Consider the following 15,747-nt stretch of genomic DNA (forward strand, 5'->3'; position numbering starts at 1 on the left):
GCGCGGGCAGGCAAAGTCAGTCCTTCTTCGTGGCCCGCACGGACAGGTTCCAGGCCGAGACGCCGACGCAGATGACGCCGATCAGGGCCAGCACCCAAGCGATGATCGTGAACTCGTTGGTCGGCAACGGATCGCTGACCGCCTTGCGGAAGGCGGCGGCCGAGGCGGCGCAGGCGAACAGGCCCAGTCCGCCCATGATCAGATAGGGGCCGGTCTCGATCAGGCTGAAGCGTTTGGCCGGGGTCGGATCGACCTCATGGCGCAGCACGGCCAGCGGCGGCTCGTCCTCGAACAGGGCCTCGCCGGCCGCTTCCGGCGCGGCGCGCTGCTCGGGCGCCCAGGCGTCGCGGGCCGGTTCGGCGAAGTCGGCCTCGACCGCCGGGGTCAGCTCCAGCGGCGGGAAGGGCGACGGCGCGGCGGGGGCGGAGGCCGCGAAGATCGGGGCCGGCGGGAAGACGGGCGTCCGCACCGGCGTTGCGACAGGCTCGGGCTCGGGTTCCGGCGCGGGTTCAGGCGCGGGCTCCGGCTCGGCAGGGGCCGTCGGCGCCGCGGTCGGGAAACCGGGCAGGGGGCCGATGATGGCGGCGGCGTAGGGGGAATAGCGCTGCGACTGGGCGATGGCCGTCGGCGGCGGCGGCGTCCACACCTGTCCCTGCGACTGCCACACGGTGGGCAGGGGCAGGACGCGCGGCGCTTCGGCCACGGGGGGCTGGGGTTCCGGTTCGGGCTCCGGCGCGACGTCCGCTTCCGGCGCTTCCAGCGCGGTCGGGGTCTCGCCCAGCAGGGAGGCCACGGCGGCGGCCCGGCTCGCGTTCGGATCGACCTGCGGTTCCGGTTCCGGCTCCGCGACGGGCGGCGGCGGCAAGGGCGCGGTCAGCAGGTCGGACAGCAGCACCGGCGAGGCGGGATCGGCCACGAACAGGGCGCGTTCGGCGGCGCGGCGACGCAGGGCGGTGTCGGCTGACGGGGTCTCGGGCCAGCCGACCAGGGCGTCCGCCGCCTCTCCGGCGTGGCCGGCGTTCAGTCGTTCCAGCACGTCCGAGCCCAGGAAGCGGTCCACGCCCACCGACACGGCGAAACTGGCCAGGGCGTCGAACTGGTGCTGGTTCAGGACGGTCTCGACCTGTTCGTTCAGCGCCTTGACCACCGGCATCAGGTCGTATTGCAGCAGCAGTTCGGCGTCCTGCTCGCCCACCGTCAGCCCCTCGCGGGCCGAGGCGGTGTGGCCGTAGCCGATCACCCAGCGGCCGTCCTCGCGCTGCACGGCGCGCGACCGGAAGCTCTCGAAGCTCTTGATGAGCACCATCCCCGCGCGGGAGACCTTCAGACGGGGCCTGTTCGTGTCGAGCACAGGGGTTTGTTCCAGATCGGGACGGACGCTTCCGCTTGCGGGAACAGCCCGCAAGAGCCGCGCCGCGCGCTGTCGTCACATCAGGACGATGGTCGCCAGGCCCAGGAAGATCAGGAAACCAAAGAAATCCGTCGTCGCTGTGACGAAGACGGCGGAAGACACCGCCGGGTCGAATTTGAATTTCGACAGGGTCAGCGGCGTCAGCACCCCCACGGTCGCCGCCACCAGCAGGTTCAGCACCATCGCCGCCGCGATCACCAGGCCGATCCGCCAGTCCTCGTCCCGGAACCAGAAGGCCGTCGCCAGACCGATCAGCGGAGCCAGCACCAGGCCGTTGGCGAAGCCGACGATCAGTTCGCGCCAGAAGGTGCGCGGGGCGTTGGAGCTGTTCAGCTCGCGGGTGGCCAGGGCGCGCACGGTCACCGTCAGGGCCTGGGTCCCGGCGTTGCCGCCGATGGCCGAGACGATGGGCATCAGGATGGCCAGGGCCACGATGTGCTGGATGGTGCCCTCGAACCAGCCGATGACGCTGGCGCCCAGGGTGGCGGTGGCCAGGTTGATGGCCAGCCAGGGCACGCGGCTGCGCACGATCTCGGGCACGGACGAGCCGCGGTCCTCGTCGGCCACGCCGGCCAGGCGCAGGATGTCCTCGCGGTTCTCTTCCTGAATGATGTTGACGATGTCATCGACGGTGATCTGGCCCACCAGACGCCCCGCGACATCGATCACCGGGGCCGAGATCAGGTGGTATTTCTCGAAGATGTAGGCGACTTCTTCCTGGTCCTGATCGACGGTGATCTCGTTGATCGGCCCCATGATCTCGGTCAGCGTCATGGCGCGCGGGCTGCGCAGCAGCTGGCTGACCGGGACGCCGCCGACGGGGCGGTTCAGCGGATCGACCACATAGATGTCGAAGAACAGCTCGGGCAGCTCCTCGCCCTGCTTGCGGATGTGGTCGATGGTGTCGCCGACGTTCCAGAACTGGGGCGCGGCCATCACCTCGCGCTGCATCAGGCGGCCGGCGGAGTCCTCGGCGTAGCCCAGCGAGCTTTCGATCGCGGCGCGATCGACCTCGGGCATGGCCGCCAGCACCTTCTCGCGCTGGTCGTCCTCCAGATCCTCGACCACCGCGGCGGCGTCGTCGGAGTCCAGTTCCTGCAGCGCCTCCGCCAGGGTCAGGTGCGGAACGCGTTCCAGCACCTCCTCGCGGATGCCGTCGTCCAGTTCGGGCAGGGTGTCGGCCAGCAGTTCGGGCGGTAGCCAGACGACCACCATGGCCCGGTGCTGTTCGGTCAGGAAGCCCATCAGGTCGGCCACGTCGGCCGGGTGCAGGTCTTCCAGCAGCGAGCGCAGCTTCAGGCCGTCGCCGTCGTCGGCGGCGTCGACCACCTTCTCGACGAAGCCCGGCGTCAGGACATAGTCCTCATCCAGGGCGATGTGTTCGATGTCGTCTTCGACGGGCGGCAGGGGGGCGGTTGCGGTGGTGCTCACGCGGCGGCCTCCCTTCGATCTGTCAGATCAGCATCTAGCCGATGATTCGCCCTTGGGGGCGGCTCAAAACCATCCCCGTCCGAAGTGGCGGCCGGTCCCTTGGTAGAGGGACATGTGGCCAAAAATCGATGGTGCGGTCGAGAAGACTCGAACTTCCACGGGTTGCCCCACAGCGACCTCAACGCTGCGCGTCTACCAATTCCGCCACGACCGCTCGCATCGGAGGGCGGCTGATAGCGGAGAGAATAGGGAAAGGGAAGGGGGCGCCGGAAGGCGCAGGAATTAGGGGGCGGGAAATAGGGCGTGGGGGCCGGTTCGGGCCTATACTGCGACGCCCTGATCAGGCCGCGCCGGCCATGAAGTCGTAGACGTCGGCGGCTCGCGTCACCGTTATCGCGATCCGATCCTCGCGGATCTCGATCTCGCCGCGTGCGACCGGGTGGTTGTTGGCCAGGATCCAGACCTCGTCGTGCTCCGACGCATCAAGCGGAATCACCGCCCCGCGACCCATGCGAAGCAGTTGGCTCATGGGCAGCACGGAGCGCCCCAGGACGACCGAGATCTCGACATCGACGGCTTCGATCTGGCTCACGGGGGACTCTGATACTGGAAGTGACAGGGCGGAGTGGTCTTGCATGGGGCTCCCGATCCCCACATTGGGGGCGACATGCTTTCCCAGTCCTTAAGCGAAACCGTATCAAAGCTGGCCCGGACCGACGGTCGGGCCGTCGAATGGGCGCGTTCGGACGGCTACGTCGACTATCCCGCCGCCGTCGAGGCCATGGAGGCCCGCGCCGCCGCCATCGCGGCGGGCGAGGCGCCCGAGCTGATCTGGCTGCTGGAGCATCCGCCGCTCTACACGGCGGGCGTCTCGTCCAGGGACGGCGACCTGCTCGACGCCGGGCGCTTCCCGGTCCACCGCAGCGGGCGGGGCGGGCAGTTCACCTACCACGGCCCCGGCCAGCGGGTGGCCTATGTGATGCTGGACCTGAACGCGCGCGGCAAGGACGTCCGCGCCTTCGTCCGCGGCCTGGAGCAGTGGATCATCGGCGCCTTGGGCGAGTTCAACGTCGCCGCCGACGTGCGCGAGGGCCGCGTCGGCGTCTGGGTCGAGCGCAGGGGTCCCGGCTGGTCGCGCGAGGACAAGATCGCCGCCATCGGCGTCAAGGTCCGCAAATGGGTCAGCTTCCATGGCGTCAGCCTGAACGTGGAGCCCGACCTGGACCATTTCGGCGGCATCGTGCCGTGCGGAATCCAGGAGCACGGGGTCACCAGCCTGGTCGACCTGGGCGTCCCGGCCACGATGGACGAGGCCGACGAGACCCTTCGGGTGAGCTTCCGGCGGGTGTTCGGAGAGGTCCAGCCGGGGCGGGCTCCTGTCTGAGCGGAACCCGGGCGCGGCCGGTCACCGGCCGAGACGGCTGTGCCTTGCACCAGACTGGATCGTGGCTGGTTCAGCGGCCGGCGCCGGCGCGGGTTTCAGCGTCACGCCCTTGAGCCAGAGCTTGAGCGCCTCCCAGTGGATGGCGGCGACCACCTTCAAGGTCAAAAGGGGGATAGCCATGGCGGCGGACAACAGGGCGCCGTCCGTCAGGGGGCGCCGCTTGCCGGACATCGCGGCCGTGATCATCAGTCCCTGCGCGTCGAACCCGCCGATGGTCAGCTGCAGCCGCTCGTCCGGAACGCGGCCCCTGAACTCGTAGTCCATCTCCATGCCCAGGAAGGGCGAGACATGCAGCGCCTTCGCCGCGCACTGCGAAATCCGGCCGGCGGCCTGATCGGCGGCGGGAACGGGGATCAGATAGGCGTGGCGGACGCCGAACGTGCTGGTGACCTCATAGATCATCGCGGCCAGCCGACCGTCGGGGTGATGGCAGTAGAACAGGCTGATCGGGTTGAAGACGTAGCCGAGCACGCGCGGCATGGTCAGAAGCCGGATCGGGCCGCCGCCGGTGTCTATCCCCGCGCGGGCCAGCAGCGCTTCGACCTGGACCCGAAGGGCCGTGTTCGAGCCGTCGCCATGGTCGCGGTCATGAAAGGACAGGAGATTGAACCGGTTGCGCGAGAACAGCGCCATGCGCTGGTCCAGCCGATCGATCTCCGACAGGTCGAGCAGCAGCCAGAACACGCGGTACGCCAGCCTGTGCGCCCTCGGTCGGAGGCGCTGATGCGCGACCTCTCCGCGGTAGAGGGCGGAGGCCTCGCTCATGCGGCGTTCTCGAAGGCGACGGAGGGGGCCGGGGTCAGATGGATGCGGCCGCTCTCGTTCGGGACGGTCCATGGCCGGCGGACGCCGCCCAACTGCTCCGCGACCGCGAGGCCGGACTGCAGGCCGTCTTCATGGAAGCCGGCCCCGAAATGCGCGCCGCAGAACCAGACCCCGCCCTGGCCCTGCAGGCTCCACAGCGACTTCTGCGCGCGAACGGCGGCCGGGTCGAAGATGGGATGCTCGAACACCTCGGTGCGGAGCAGGGTGTCGGGGCGGGGCGGTCGCGGCGGGTTGAGGGTGACGAACAGGTCCCGCCCCGGCAGTCCCTGCAGCCGGTTCATCCAGTAGGTGACGCAAAGTCCGCCATCGACGCCGATGTAGTTCCACGCGGCCCAGGCGCGTCGGCGGCGGGGCATCAGGCTGGCGTCGGAATGCAGGACGGTGAGGTTGCGGCTGTAGCGGAACGCGCCGAGCAGGGCGCGCTCGTCCTCGGTCGGCTGGTCCAGCAGCGCCAGGGCCTGATCGGCGTGCGTTCCGATCACGACGTGGTCGAACCGGGCGACGCCGCCATGAATGTCGCGCACCTCGACGCCCTGCTCCAGCCGCCGGACATGGGTCGCTTGCCGGCCCAGCCGCACGCCTTCGCCGAGCGCGCGCGCCATGGCCGCGACATACGCCCGGCTGCCCCCCCACACCGTTCGCCAGACGGGCCGGCCGACAAGCTTCAGCAGGCCGTGGTTCTGGCAGAACCGCAGGAAGGACTCCGCCGGATAGTCCATCAGCGTGTGCGCCGGGGAGGACCAGATCGCCGCCGCCATCGGCAGAAGGTGATCGTCGCGGAAGGCCTCGCTGAACCCCTCTCGCTTCAGATAGTCGCCCAGGGTCAGGTCGGAGCCGTTCAGCGCCTCGATCTGCGCCGGGGCGTCGCGATAGAAGCGCATGACTTCGCCCAGCATCGTCCAGAACCGCGGGCGGAATGCGTTGCGCCGCTGTGCGAACAGGGCCGGGGCGGCGTACTCGAAACGGCCCTGGTCCAGCGACACGGCGAAGGACATGTCGGTCGGCCGGCTCTGCACGCCCAGATGATCGAACAGGGCGATCAGGTTGGGGTAGGTCGCCTCGTTGAAGACGATGAAACCCATGTCGACCGGAACCGGAGCATCGCTTGCCCCGTCCACCTCGACGGTATGCGAATGCCCGCCCAGGCGATCCTCGCGCTCGTAGACCACCACCTCATGCCGCCGGGACAGGAGCCATGCGCACGACAGGGCCGAAACGCCGGAGCCGATGACCGCGATGCGGAGCCGGCGATCAGGGTCGAGGGACGCGGGGTTATGTGACATGCAGACTCCGACGGGGAAATCGGCTTCGATACGTCGAGGCCTCGCCATCGGATGTCGTGATCCAGTTCGACCGGTGCGGCGTATCAGGACCCATGTATGGACACGCGGCCGAACTGCAGGCGGAACGGAGCTTGGTGAGAGCGCGGACGGATGAGCATGCCCGACTGATCCAGGCCGTCGCCGCCGATCGCGACCGCGAGGCCTTCTCGCGGCTGTTCGAGTACTTCGCGCCGCGGCTGAAGGCCTACCTGATGCGCTCCGGCGCGCCCGCCGGCGCCGCGGAGGACTTCGCCCAGGACGCCATGCTGACGGTCTGGCGAAAGGCCGATCTGTTCGATCCGTCCCGCGCCGGCGCGGCGACCTGGATCTTCACCATCGCGCGCAATCGCCGCCTCGACGTTCTGCGCCGCGAAGGCCGTGAGGCGGGGCTGCCCGAGTTCGATCTGCGGCCCGATGAACCCCAACGCCCGGACGACCTGTTGACCGAGGCCGACGAGGCCGCGCGGTTGAACCAGGCGATGCGCCGGCTGTCACCCGACGAGATCGCCGTGCTGCGTCTCGCCTTCTTCAAGGGTGACGCCCACTCCGAAATCTCTCACGCCCTGAACCTTCCCCTGGGCACCGTCAAATCACGCATCCGCAAGGCCATGATCAAGTTGAGACTGATACTCGAGCCCGTCAGGGGGCAGGAATGAACGCGTTGCGTCATACCGTTTCCGATGAGCGTCTTCTCGCCTACGCCGCCGGCGGCCTGAGCCCGCCGGAAGCCGTGGTCGTGGCCGCGCATCTGTCGTTCCGCTCTGAAACCGCCGCGTTCGCACGCCGGCTGCAGGCGGTGGGGGGGCGGTTCCTGGATGACATGGAGCCGGAGCCGATGAGCGGCAGCGCCCTCGCCGCGGTGCTGGCGCGCACAGAGGTCGATGCGGGCGCGGCCCTGGCCCCGCCGCCGCTGAACGACATGCCCCAACTGCCCGAACCCTTGCGCAGGCTGCCCCTCGGTCCCTGCCGATGGATGGGCCCGGGGGTGAGGGTGCGTGACGTGCACGGGCCGCGGGCGGGGAATTGCCGGGTCATCCTGCTGGAAATCCAGCCGGGCCGCGCCACGCCCAAACACACCCATGGCGGGGTGGAGCTGACCTGCGTGCTGGCCGGCGCCTACGCGACCGAGACCGAGCGGTTCGACGTCGGCGATCTCGAGGAGGCCGACAGCCAGACCGTGCACCAGCCGCGGGTCGTTTCGAACGAGCCGTGCCTGTGCGTCGCCGCGCTGGACGGCCAGATCCTGCTCGACGGCTGGCTCGGAAAGCTGCTGCAGCCGTTCGTGCGGCTGTAGGCGGGCATCCGTTCGCGGCCCTGGGGCGTAGGTCAGGAGACTATCGGAGGTCTGATGCCGATCCTTCTTGCCTGCGCCGCGTCGATCGCCTCCCTGTCGGTCGCCTGGCTGATCGTGCGTCGGACCGGAGACGGCGGCTGGACCGATGTGATCTGGGCGCTTTCGGTCGGACTGATCGGCGGCGCGGTCGCGTTATGGCCCGCGCCCGACGCGGATCCGGCACGGCAGGGGCTGGTCGCGCTGCTGATCGGCTTCTGGGCGTTGAGGCTCGGCGGCTATCTGGCGGTGCGGACCGCGGGCGCCTCGGCCCCGGATCCTCGCTACGAGGACTTCAAGAAGGGTTGGGGCGGCTGGGGGCTCAAGGCCTGGGGCTTCCTGATGATCCAGGCGGCGACGGTCGTGGTGCTGGCGGTCTCCATCCGGGCGGCGGCGACGCGACCGGACCCCGGGCTCGACTGGCGGGACGGGCTGGCGGGGTGTGTCGTCCTCGTCGCCGTCGCGGGCGAGGCCCTCGCCGACCGTCAGATGGCTGTGTTCCGCCGGGAGTCCTCCAACAGGGGCAAGGTCGCCGACACCGGCCTGTGGGGCTGGTCCCGGCACCCGAACTATTTCTTCGAGTGGACGGTCTGGCTGGCCTGGCCGGTCATGGCGTTCGACCCCGGCCATCCCGCGAGCTGGCTGACGCTGCCGGCGGCCATCCTGATGTGGTGGCTGCTCAATCACGTCAGCGGCGTGCCCATGCTGGAGGCCCAGATGCTGAAGACGCGTCCCGAGGCCTACCGCGCCTACCAGGCCCGCGTCTCCCGGTTCCTGCCCCTGCCTCCGCGATCGCGATGAACCCGGCGCCGGAGGCGCAGGGTCACTCCGCCGGAGCCGGGGCGGGCCTGCCGCCGCCCGCCAGGGCCGATTGACCCAGGATGACGATCGACAGGGCGGTGGTGGCGGCGGCGATCGTCACCCAGAAGCCGGCGCGGGCCCCATACAGGTCCACGATCGAGCCCGAGACGAAGGCGCCCAGGGCCATGCCGATGCCGATGCCGGTCATCACCCAGGTCACGCCTTCGGTCAGGACTTCTGCCGGGACGCGGCGCTCGATCAGTCCGAAGGCCGTGATGAAGGTCGGCGAGATGGCGACCCCGCTGAGGAAGATGGTCGCGGCCAGCAGCCAGACGCTGTCGGCCAGCAGCAGCGGCACGGACGTCAGCAGCAGCACCCCCAGGGCCGCCAGCAGTTGGCGGTGCAGCGGAGCCTTCAGGTTCAGCGCCCCGATGATCAGGCCGACGGCGAACGACCCCAGGGCGTAGACGCCGATCACCAGGCTGGCGGCGCCGGGCTGGTTCAGCTCGCGGGTCAGGGCGACGGTGCTGACCTCGGCGGTGGCGAAGATGGCGCCGACGAAGATCAGGGCCAGGGTGATGATCTGAACCGGCCGCCGCGTGATGGCCGAGCGGTGCGCGACGCCCTCCGATCCCCGGACCGGCGGTTCGGTGCCGCGCTGGACCACGAAGGCGGTCATGCCCAGGGCCAGGGCCAGCGTCGAGGCGACCAGTCCCGCCTCGGGGAACAGGGCGACCGACAGGCCGACAGAGAGCGAGGCCCCGGCGATGTAGACCAGTTCGTCGGCGGCGGATTCGAAGGCGAAGGCCGTGTTCAGCTCGGGCCGGTCGCGGAACAGCTCCGTCCAGCGGGCCCGGACCATGGCCGGAATGCTGGGCATGGCGGCGGCCAGGAAGGCGAAGACGAACAGGGTCCAGACCGGCCAGCGCTGGTGCGTCGCCAGGATCAGCCCGATGAAGGCGAGGACCGCGACCGCGGCCGTGGGGATCAGCAGCCGGCTCTGTCCGAAGCGATCGACCAGGCGCGAGATCTGCGGCGCGGCCAGGGCGTTGGTCAGGGTGAAGACGGCGGCGACCGCCCCGGCCAGCCAATAGGCGCCGTGAGTCTGGGCCAGCATGGTGACGATGCCGATGGGCGCCATGGCGATGGGCAGGCGGGCGACGAAACCCGCCGAGGCGAAGCCCGCCGCCCCGGGCGCGCTGAAGATGACTCGGTAGGGATTGGCCATTGGGGAACCGCTTCGATGTGATTACATACGTCTCGTATGTGAGCGAAGTGGTTACATACGCACCGTATGTCAACGCAATGGAGAAGACTTTTGTCGGCAGGCTCCGTGATCAAGCCGAAACCCCGGGCCGAACGGCTCGCGGCGACCCGCGCGACCCTCATCGCCGCGGCGCGCCGAGCCTTTGGCGAGAAGGGCTACGCCGAGGCGTCGATGGACGATTTCACGGCCGAAGCCGGGCTCACCCGCGGCGCGCTCTACCACCACTTCGGCGACAAGAAGGGTCTGCTGATGGCGGTGATCCTTCAGATCGATTCCGAAATGGCGACGCGCCTGAACGCGATCTCCGCCGCCGCGCCGGACCGCTGGCAGGGCTTCGTCGACGAGAACGTGGGCTACATCGAGATGGCGCTGGAGCCCGAGATCCAGCGCATCGTCCTGCGCGACGGCCCAGCGGTGCTCGGCGACCCGTCCCAGTGGCCCAACAACGACGGCTGCATCGCCGCCATCAGCGCCAGCGTGCAGCGGCTGAAGCGCGAGGGTCTGATCAGGGACGTCGACGCCGAGGCCGCCGCCCGACTGATCTGCGGGGCCTCGACCTATGCGGCCCAGTGGATCGCCAACGCCGAAGATCCGGCGGCCACCGCCAGGCGGGCCATTCCGGCGTTCCAGGCCCTGATGGAAGGCCTGCTGCGCGGGGCGTAGGGGCGCCGTCGGGATCAACGGAGCCGTTGCGGCTCAGCGACCAAACGTTAGCATGGGCGACGACGAGCGAACGGAGGCGGGGGCTATGCCGAAAGCGAAGAAGAAGCTGCTCCCCAAGGACTTCGACGCCCTTCTCAAGGCGGGCGACATCGCCGCGCTCAAGGCCGTCTTCGAGACCTGCGAACTCGATGCGCGCGGCGGATACGGCAAGCAGACGGCCCTGGCGTTCGGGGACTGTCCGGATGAGCTGGCGCGCTGGCTTGTCGGTCAGGGGGCCGATATAGAGGCGCGCGACGCCTACGGCCGCACGCCGCTGCACGAGCGCGCCGGAAGCTGGCAGGGCGGGGGGGAGATCCTGCTCGATCTCGGCGCCGACATCCAGGCGACGGACGGGCAGGGGAATACTCCCCTGCACGGCGCGGCGATGTCGGCCCGGCTGGAGGCGGTGCGCGTTCTACTGGCCCGGGGCGCCCGGGCCGATGCGGTCAACCTCGCCGGGCAGACGCCGCTGGCCGCCGGGCTACAGCAGTGCAGCAACATCCATATCGAGCCGATGGCCGGCATCGCCGCCCTGCTGCTGGCGGCGACCCCGCCCAGGACGCCGGGACTGTTCGACCGGCTGCGGCGCGCGGTATCGGGCGGCGGCGACTCGGGGCCGGTCACCCCCCAGATGCAGGCCGCCGTGCAGCGGATCGGCGAAAATTTCGAGTTCCACCGCGCAGGCTTCAATCCCGAGTTTCTGGAGGCGACCAGCGATGGCCTGCATCGTCTGTACGCATTGTTGGATGTCCCGCCTGTCCCGCGCCGGCTGATGCATGACGGTCTCGCGCCGATCACGGTCCGGGGAGGACGCTGGCAGGATCAACAGCAGGAACTGTGGGGTCTGCTGGTCCCCTCCAAGGGGCCCGCCGCGACGGTGCAGGGCGAGGTCATCCGCATCGCCGGACGGATCGCCGACGAGGTTGACCGCAACGGCGGCGCCAACTGGGACGCCGACTACCGCCGCATGGGCCAGGCCTTCCTGGCGCACCTCGCCTCGGGCGCGCCCCTGTCTGACGCCGAACAGGATCGGGCGGCCCGGCTTGTCCCGGAGGTGCGCACCCGCGAGGGCGCGGGCGGCGAGCTTTGCGAACTGGCGGTCCAGTGGGTCCGGCTGAACCCCACGCCGGCGCCCTTGAGCCCGCCGGACTACGCGCGATGAACGATCCCGTGCCCGGCTATCTAACGCCCGCCTTTGTCGTGCTGGGATTTTCGGCGGTGGTCCTGGCGGGTTTCGGCGGGATGTTCTCGGGACAGAAGATCCAGGCCCTGTTCGGCGCGGGCGTCGGCTTCTGCCTGCTGATGCTCGTCGTGCTCTCGATCATGCTGTTCGATCGGGTGTCTCTGTGGACGCAAAGCCATATCACCACCGGCTTCGGCGTCCTGGCGGGCGTCTGCTACCATCTGCTCGTCGTCGCGGACGGCGCGTGGACAGGCCTGCTCGGCCACGCCGCGGTCGGCGGCGTGCTGTCGTTCCTGGTCTATTGGGCGCGCGATACGATGAGACCGTCCACCTGACGGGCGGCTGAACCCCGCCGGCCGGCCGCCGCTTCCGATCTATAGTCGGCCACCCGCGATCATGCCGGGACGACGGATAGGGCGCCGCCCTCACCGTTCACCGACAGGCGGCGCCGTTGGCCGATGCGGTGTTGCGGGGCCGCGGACCGGCTGGTCGAAAGGCCGCCTGTTTCGTCGGGGTCTTCCATGCGTCCAACCACCCGCTTCACCGCCACGGTCATGGCCTTCGCCCTGACCGGTCTCGCCTCGAACGCCATGGCCCAGACGCGGGCGCCGGATGTCGATCTGGACGCCGTGTTCGGCGACATCTCCACGACCGGCCCGGGGTGCGCCGCGGGCCTGGCGCGGCCGGGACAGCCGGTCCTGCGCGGCGCCCGGGGCATGGCCGATCTGGAGCATCCCGATCCGCTGACGCCGGCCACGATCTTCGAAAGCGGCTCGGTGGCCAAGCAGTTCACCGCCGCCGCCTTGCTGCTGCTGGTTCAGGACGGCAAGCTGGGGCTGGACGACGACATCCGCCTGTATCTGCCCGAGATGCCGGACTACGGGACGCCGATCACCCTCCGGCATCTGCTCACCCACACCAGCGGCCTGCGCGAGCAGTGGAGCCTGCTGGCCCTGACCGGCAACCCGCCCGGAACCCAGGTCCACAGCCAGGCCGTCATCCTGGATCTCGCCTCCCGCCAGAAAGGGCTGAATTTCGCGCCGGGCGCCGAGTTCCTCTACACCAACACCAACTACAGCCTGGCCGCGATCATCGTCGCGCGGGTCAGCGGCCAGAGCCTGCAGGCCTTCACCGACCAGCGCCTGTTCAAGCCCCTGGGCATGGGCCAGACCCGCTGGCGCGAGGACTTCCGCACCGTGGTCCCGGGCCGCGCCACCGCCTATGCGCCGGTGGAGGACGGCTTCATCGCCAGCATGCCGTTCACCAATGTCATCGGAAACGGCGGCCTGCTCACCACCCTGGAAGACCTGCTGCGCTGGAACGCCTTCCTGGACCGGCCCGCCGGCCTGCCGGGCGGGGCGCAGCTGGTCGCCGCGCTGGCGACGCCGGGACGCCTGAACGACGGAACCGCCACGCCCTACGGCCTGGGGCTCGAGCTCGACCGGGCGCACGGCCTGCCGCGCGTGGGGCACAGCGGCTCGACCGGCGGATACAAGACCTGGACGGCCCGCTATCCCGACGCCGGCCTGTCCGTCGCCGTGCTGTGCAACAACGGCGGGATCAATCCCGTCGCGGTGGGCGAGGCGCTGGCTGATCAGGCCCTGGCCGCCGCTGGCCGTTCGATCGACGACCCCGTCGCTCCCGCACCGGCGGCGACCGTATCGGCCGCGTCGGCCGATCTGGCGTCCTATCAGGGCCTGTTCCGGAACCCCGTCACCGGCGAACTGCTGCGGACGGCGCTGCTGGACGGGCGGCTGACGCTCACGCAGGGACGCTCCCAGGACCTGACCCCGGTCGGCGGCGAGCGGTTCAGGCGGGCCGACGGCGACGGCGTCCGCTTCGTCCGCAACGGGCAGGGGCCGACGGAGCTGATCCTGAGCCGTGATGCGAAGGAGACCCGCTACCCCGCGGTCCCGCCGCCCCTCGCGGAGCTCGGCGCCTATGTCGGGACCTATTACAGCGTTGAGCTGGACGCCCGGATCGTGGTGGTCCGCCAGGGCGAGGCGCTGGTGATCCGGCAGGCCTTCGGGGTCGAGTGGCCGCTGACGCCGCGCTTCGCCGACGGGTTCTCGACCCCCTTGCGCGGCGTCACCACCTTCGTGTTCACGCGCGCGGCGGACGGGCAGGTGGACGGTCTTCGGGCTTGGGCCGGCGGCGCGCGCGACATCGCCTTCGTCCGCCAGTAGGTCAGGCGCGGCTTTTCATCAGGGCACGGCTACGCTTCCGGGACACGGTGGGCGCAGATTCAGGGGATGGCCTGCGATATCGGGTGGCCCCCCGGGTCCGCAGGCCCTATCTGGAGACCATGACCGACGCAGACCGTATTGAAGCCCTTCTGGACATCGTGGACGACAGCCGAACCGAACAGCCCGCCGTGAGCGAGCAGCTGGCTGTGCTCGGACTGGTCGAGCGGCGCGGCAAGGCCCGCTTCTGGCCGACCAATGCGGGCTGGAACCTGATGAGCAGCCTGGGCCGCCCCTTCGACGTCGCATCGAGCGCTCGCCGGGCCTGAACAGCCCTCAGGCGCCGCCCAGCGCCTCGATCAGCACGCCCATGTTCTTGATGTACTCGCCGGTTGAGATCCCCATCACCGGATAGTCCGTGATGTAGGGCGAGGTGTCGGACGCATCCCCCACGCGCGTGATGCGGAACTCGCCCGGCGCCACCTCGGGCCAGCCGTCGCCGATGTAGGGATTGCTCACCGCCTTCAGCGGCGTCGGCCAGTAGCCGCGGGCGTTCAGCCCCGCCACCAGTCCCGCGACCACGGCGGGTTCGGCCGGCGGGCGGCGCCCGTCGCTGGTCATGTCCGAGACCGAGATGTCCTGCAGGGTGAAGTAACGGGGCAGGGCCACCGATCCCCGCGGCGCCAGCAGGGGCGAGCCCTCCGACGCCTGTTCCGGCGTCATCGCCATGAGCCGCGCGTACTCGGCCCGCATCCGCTCGACATTGACCGCCCGGAACGAGCTGTAGTGGATCACTGTGTCGTTGGGATCGCCATCGACATAGTAGGCGCCGTTGACGACGTTCGAGCCCCGGCGATGCACGTACAGCGGCTTGTTGGTCCCCGGCTCGATGAAGGTCGGATGCGTCCGCCCGTCGCGCTGCAGCCGCTGCGGCAGGCGCACGCTGTCCAGCCAGTCCAGCGCCTCGGATACGCGGGCCAGGTATTTCCGGTCGCCGGTCAGGCGGTAGAAGCTGAACAGCTGCTCGATGTTCGCCGCCGTCGTGTGGGTGGCGTAGGCCTCGGGCTCATAGGTCCGGGCGGCGGCGGGCTTCAGCGTGTCGGCGTGGTGCTGCAGCCCCCATCCGGCCTGGGGCGCCGGCTGCTGGCAGGCCAGGAAACAGTCCATGGCGCGCCGGATCGGATCGTCCAGGCGCCCACCTCCTTCTCTGGCATTGAGCGTCTGGCGGCAGAAGATCAGGAATTTGATGTTCTCGCCCGCCACGTCGTCGTTGAAGGTGATGTAGCCGGTGTAGTCGGGCCGCCCGTGCAGCCCCGCCCCGTCGGTGCGCGGATAGCGCTGGGGCCAGCCGCCGTTCGCATACTGGCTGTCCAGGACGAAGCGGATCGCCTTGTCCAGCGGCGCCTGCCACTCGCGCTCGCGCTTCTCCAGATACAGCCGCAGCAGGAACTGCGACGCCTCCGAGGTCCCCGCGTCGTCGAAGGTGGCGTTGCCGTAGTCGTGGTGGAATTCCTCCATCCGCCAGGCGTTCTTGCCGTAGGTCTCGTACCAGCGGCGCAGACTCTCCGGCCCGGCGGTGTCGATGACGTAGTTCCAGCCGCCCGACGGATGCTGGCCCCGCACCAGGGCCCGAGCCGCGCCGACGGCGGCCTCGTAGAACTGTTCGTCCCCGGTGGCGTGATAGGCGTCCAGGAACAGGTGGCCCATGGTGCCGGTCCCCGGCGGCTGCACCCAGATCATCGTCGGCGACGCCTCCAGCTCGCCCCAGCGGCGCGAGAAGTCGGGCAGGGCGGACCAGACATAGCCCCCGCCCACCGAGGCCTCCTCGGTCATGAACCGCGTGGCGCG

General features: G+C 69.9%; 16 protein-coding genes and 1 tRNA gene. 9 read left to right on the forward strand and 8 right to left on the reverse strand.

The window, feature by feature from the left end; all coding sequences use genetic code 11:
- Positions 1-16: 16 nt before the first annotated feature.
- The 4 genes from Q0C81_RS01350 to Q0C81_RS01365 form a co-directional block, all read right to left on the reverse strand.
- Positions 17-1,351 (reverse strand): lysozyme, encoded by a 1,335-nt coding sequence (locus Q0C81_RS01350; protein WP_291832477.1) that lies wholly within the window; start codon positions 1,349-1,351, stop codon positions 17-19.
- A gap of 75 nt (positions 1,352-1,426) precedes the next feature.
- On the reverse strand, positions 1,427-2,842 hold the full coding sequence (gene mgtE / locus Q0C81_RS01355) for a magnesium transporter (RefSeq protein ID WP_291832479.1): 1,416 nt from the start codon (positions 2,840-2,842) through the stop codon (positions 1,427-1,429).
- Between the two features lie 129 nt (positions 2,843-2,971).
- Positions 2,972-3,056, reverse strand: a tRNA-Leu gene (locus Q0C81_RS01360).
- Positions 3,057-3,182: 126 nt separating this feature from the next.
- A complete protein-coding gene (locus Q0C81_RS01365) occupies positions 3,183-3,434 on the reverse strand; it encodes a FliM/FliN family flagellar motor switch protein (protein WP_291832481.1) in 252 nt (83 codons plus the stop codon).
- A 75-nt stretch (positions 3,435-3,509) separates the two neighbouring features.
- Between Q0C81_RS01365 and lipB the strand changes: the two genes are divergently transcribed.
- Positions 3,510-4,226, forward strand: a complete 717-nt coding sequence (gene lipB / locus Q0C81_RS01370; protein ID WP_291832482.1) for a lipoyl(octanoyl) transferase LipB — start codon at positions 3,510-3,512, stop codon at positions 4,224-4,226.
- 21 nt (positions 4,227-4,247) lie between these two features.
- Here lipB and Q0C81_RS01375 read toward each other — a convergent pair whose 3' ends face one another.
- Together Q0C81_RS01375 and Q0C81_RS01380 are read right to left on the reverse strand one after the other, a co-directional pair.
- Positions 4,248-5,051, reverse strand: a complete 804-nt coding sequence (locus tag Q0C81_RS01375; RefSeq protein ID WP_291832484.1) for a DUF1365 domain-containing protein — start codon at positions 5,049-5,051, stop codon at positions 4,248-4,250.
- On the reverse strand, positions 5,048-6,394 hold the full coding sequence (locus tag Q0C81_RS01380; protein ID WP_291832486.1) for an FAD-dependent oxidoreductase: 1,347 nt from the start codon (positions 6,392-6,394) through the stop codon (positions 5,048-5,050). The genes Q0C81_RS01375 and Q0C81_RS01380 overlap by 4 nt, the downstream gene beginning before the upstream one ends.
- A gap of 134 nt (positions 6,395-6,528) precedes the next feature.
- Here Q0C81_RS01380 and Q0C81_RS01385 point away from each other — a divergent pair, with 134 nt between their 5' ends.
- From Q0C81_RS01385 to Q0C81_RS01395, 3 genes are read left to right on the forward strand one after another with little or no spacing between them, the layout of a single operon-like run.
- Positions 6,529-7,089, forward strand: a complete 561-nt coding sequence (locus Q0C81_RS01385) for a sigma-70 family RNA polymerase sigma factor (protein WP_291832488.1) — start codon at positions 6,529-6,531, stop codon at positions 7,087-7,089.
- Positions 7,086-7,727 (forward strand): ChrR family anti-sigma-E factor, encoded by a 642-nt coding sequence (locus Q0C81_RS01390; RefSeq protein WP_291832490.1) that lies wholly within the window; start codon positions 7,086-7,088, stop codon positions 7,725-7,727. The genes Q0C81_RS01385 and Q0C81_RS01390 overlap by 4 nt, the downstream gene beginning before the upstream one ends.
- A gap of 54 nt (positions 7,728-7,781) precedes the next feature.
- Positions 7,782-8,564: a DUF1295 domain-containing protein gene (locus Q0C81_RS01395; protein ID WP_291832492.1), complete on the forward strand. Its 783-nt coding sequence runs from the start codon at positions 7,782-7,784 to the stop codon at positions 8,562-8,564.
- 22 nt (positions 8,565-8,586) lie between these two features.
- Here Q0C81_RS01395 and Q0C81_RS01400 read toward each other — a convergent pair whose 3' ends face one another.
- Complete coding sequence (locus tag Q0C81_RS01400; RefSeq protein ID WP_291832494.1) at positions 8,587-9,792, reverse strand: MFS transporter; 1,206 nt, start codon at positions 9,790-9,792, stop codon at positions 8,587-8,589.
- Positions 9,793-9,897: 105 nt separating this feature from the next.
- Between Q0C81_RS01400 and Q0C81_RS01405 the strand changes: the two genes are divergently transcribed.
- The 5 genes from Q0C81_RS01405 (at position 9,898) to Q0C81_RS01425 (ending at position 14,228) form a co-directional block, all read left to right on the forward strand.
- On the forward strand, positions 9,898-10,494 hold the full coding sequence (locus tag Q0C81_RS01405) for a TetR/AcrR family transcriptional regulator (protein WP_291832496.1): 597 nt from the start codon (positions 9,898-9,900) through the stop codon (positions 10,492-10,494).
- Between the two features lie 85 nt (positions 10,495-10,579).
- Positions 10,580-11,695 (forward strand): ankyrin repeat domain-containing protein, encoded by a 1,116-nt coding sequence (locus Q0C81_RS01410; protein ID WP_291832497.1) that lies wholly within the window; start codon positions 10,580-10,582, stop codon positions 11,693-11,695.
- Complete coding sequence (locus tag Q0C81_RS01415) at positions 11,692-12,051, forward strand: hypothetical protein (RefSeq protein ID WP_291832500.1); 360 nt, start codon at positions 11,692-11,694, stop codon at positions 12,049-12,051. Before Q0C81_RS01410 ends, Q0C81_RS01415 begins: the two co-directional genes overlap by 4 nt.
- A gap of 186 nt (positions 12,052-12,237) precedes the next feature.
- Entirely contained in the window at positions 12,238-13,902 is a 1,665-nt protein-coding gene (locus Q0C81_RS01420; protein WP_291832503.1) for a serine hydrolase, read from the forward strand.
- Positions 13,903-14,021: 119 nt separating this feature from the next.
- Positions 14,022-14,228 carry a hypothetical protein gene (locus Q0C81_RS01425; protein WP_291832506.1) on the forward strand — a complete coding sequence of 69 codons (207 nt, stop codon included), beginning with the start codon at positions 14,022-14,024 and terminating at the stop codon, positions 14,226-14,228.
- Positions 14,229-14,235: 7 nt separating this feature from the next.
- Here the strand turns inward: Q0C81_RS01425 and Q0C81_RS01430 are convergent.
- The coding region (locus tag Q0C81_RS01430; RefSeq protein WP_291832508.1) for a pectate lyase at positions 14,236-15,747 on the reverse strand (1,512 nt) is incomplete at its 5' end.

This window comes from Brevundimonas sp. (genome assembly GCF_023259385.1).
GTDB lineage: Bacteria > Pseudomonadota > Alphaproteobacteria > Caulobacterales > Caulobacteraceae > Brevundimonas.

Bases quoted from the DNA above. Each gene is read 5' to 3' on its own strand.
- Q0C81_RS01375 (WP_291832484.1), bottom strand. From the start codon at position 5,051: ATGAGCGAGGCCTCCGCCCTCTACCGCGGAGAGGTCGCGCATCAGCGC.
- Q0C81_RS01425 (WP_291832506.1), top strand. From the start codon at position 14,022: ATGACCGACGCAGACCGTATTGAAGCCCTTCTGGACATCGTGGACGAC.
- Q0C81_RS01400 (WP_291832494.1), bottom strand. From the start codon at position 9,792: ATGGCCAATCCCTACCGAGTCATCTTCAGCGCGCCCGGGGCGGCGGGC.
- Q0C81_RS01420 (WP_291832503.1), top strand. From the start codon at position 12,238: ATGCGTCCAACCACCCGCTTCACCGCCACGGTCATGGCCTTCGCCCTG.
- Q0C81_RS01410 (WP_291832497.1), top strand. From the start codon at position 10,580: ATGCCGAAAGCGAAGAAGAAGCTGCTCCCCAAGGACTTCGACGCCCTT.
- lipB (WP_291832482.1), top strand. From the start codon at position 3,510: ATGCTTTCCCAGTCCTTAAGCGAAACCGTATCAAAGCTGGCCCGGACC.
- Q0C81_RS01415 (WP_291832500.1), top strand. From the start codon at position 11,692: ATGAACGATCCCGTGCCCGGCTATCTAACGCCCGCCTTTGTCGTGCTG.
- Q0C81_RS01395 (WP_291832492.1), top strand. From the start codon at position 7,782: ATGCCGATCCTTCTTGCCTGCGCCGCGTCGATCGCCTCCCTGTCGGTC.
- Q0C81_RS01380 (WP_291832486.1), bottom strand. From the start codon at position 6,394: ATGTCACATAACCCCGCGTCCCTCGACCCTGATCGCCGGCTCCGCATC.
- Q0C81_RS01390 (WP_291832490.1), top strand. From the start codon at position 7,086: ATGAACGCGTTGCGTCATACCGTTTCCGATGAGCGTCTTCTCGCCTAC.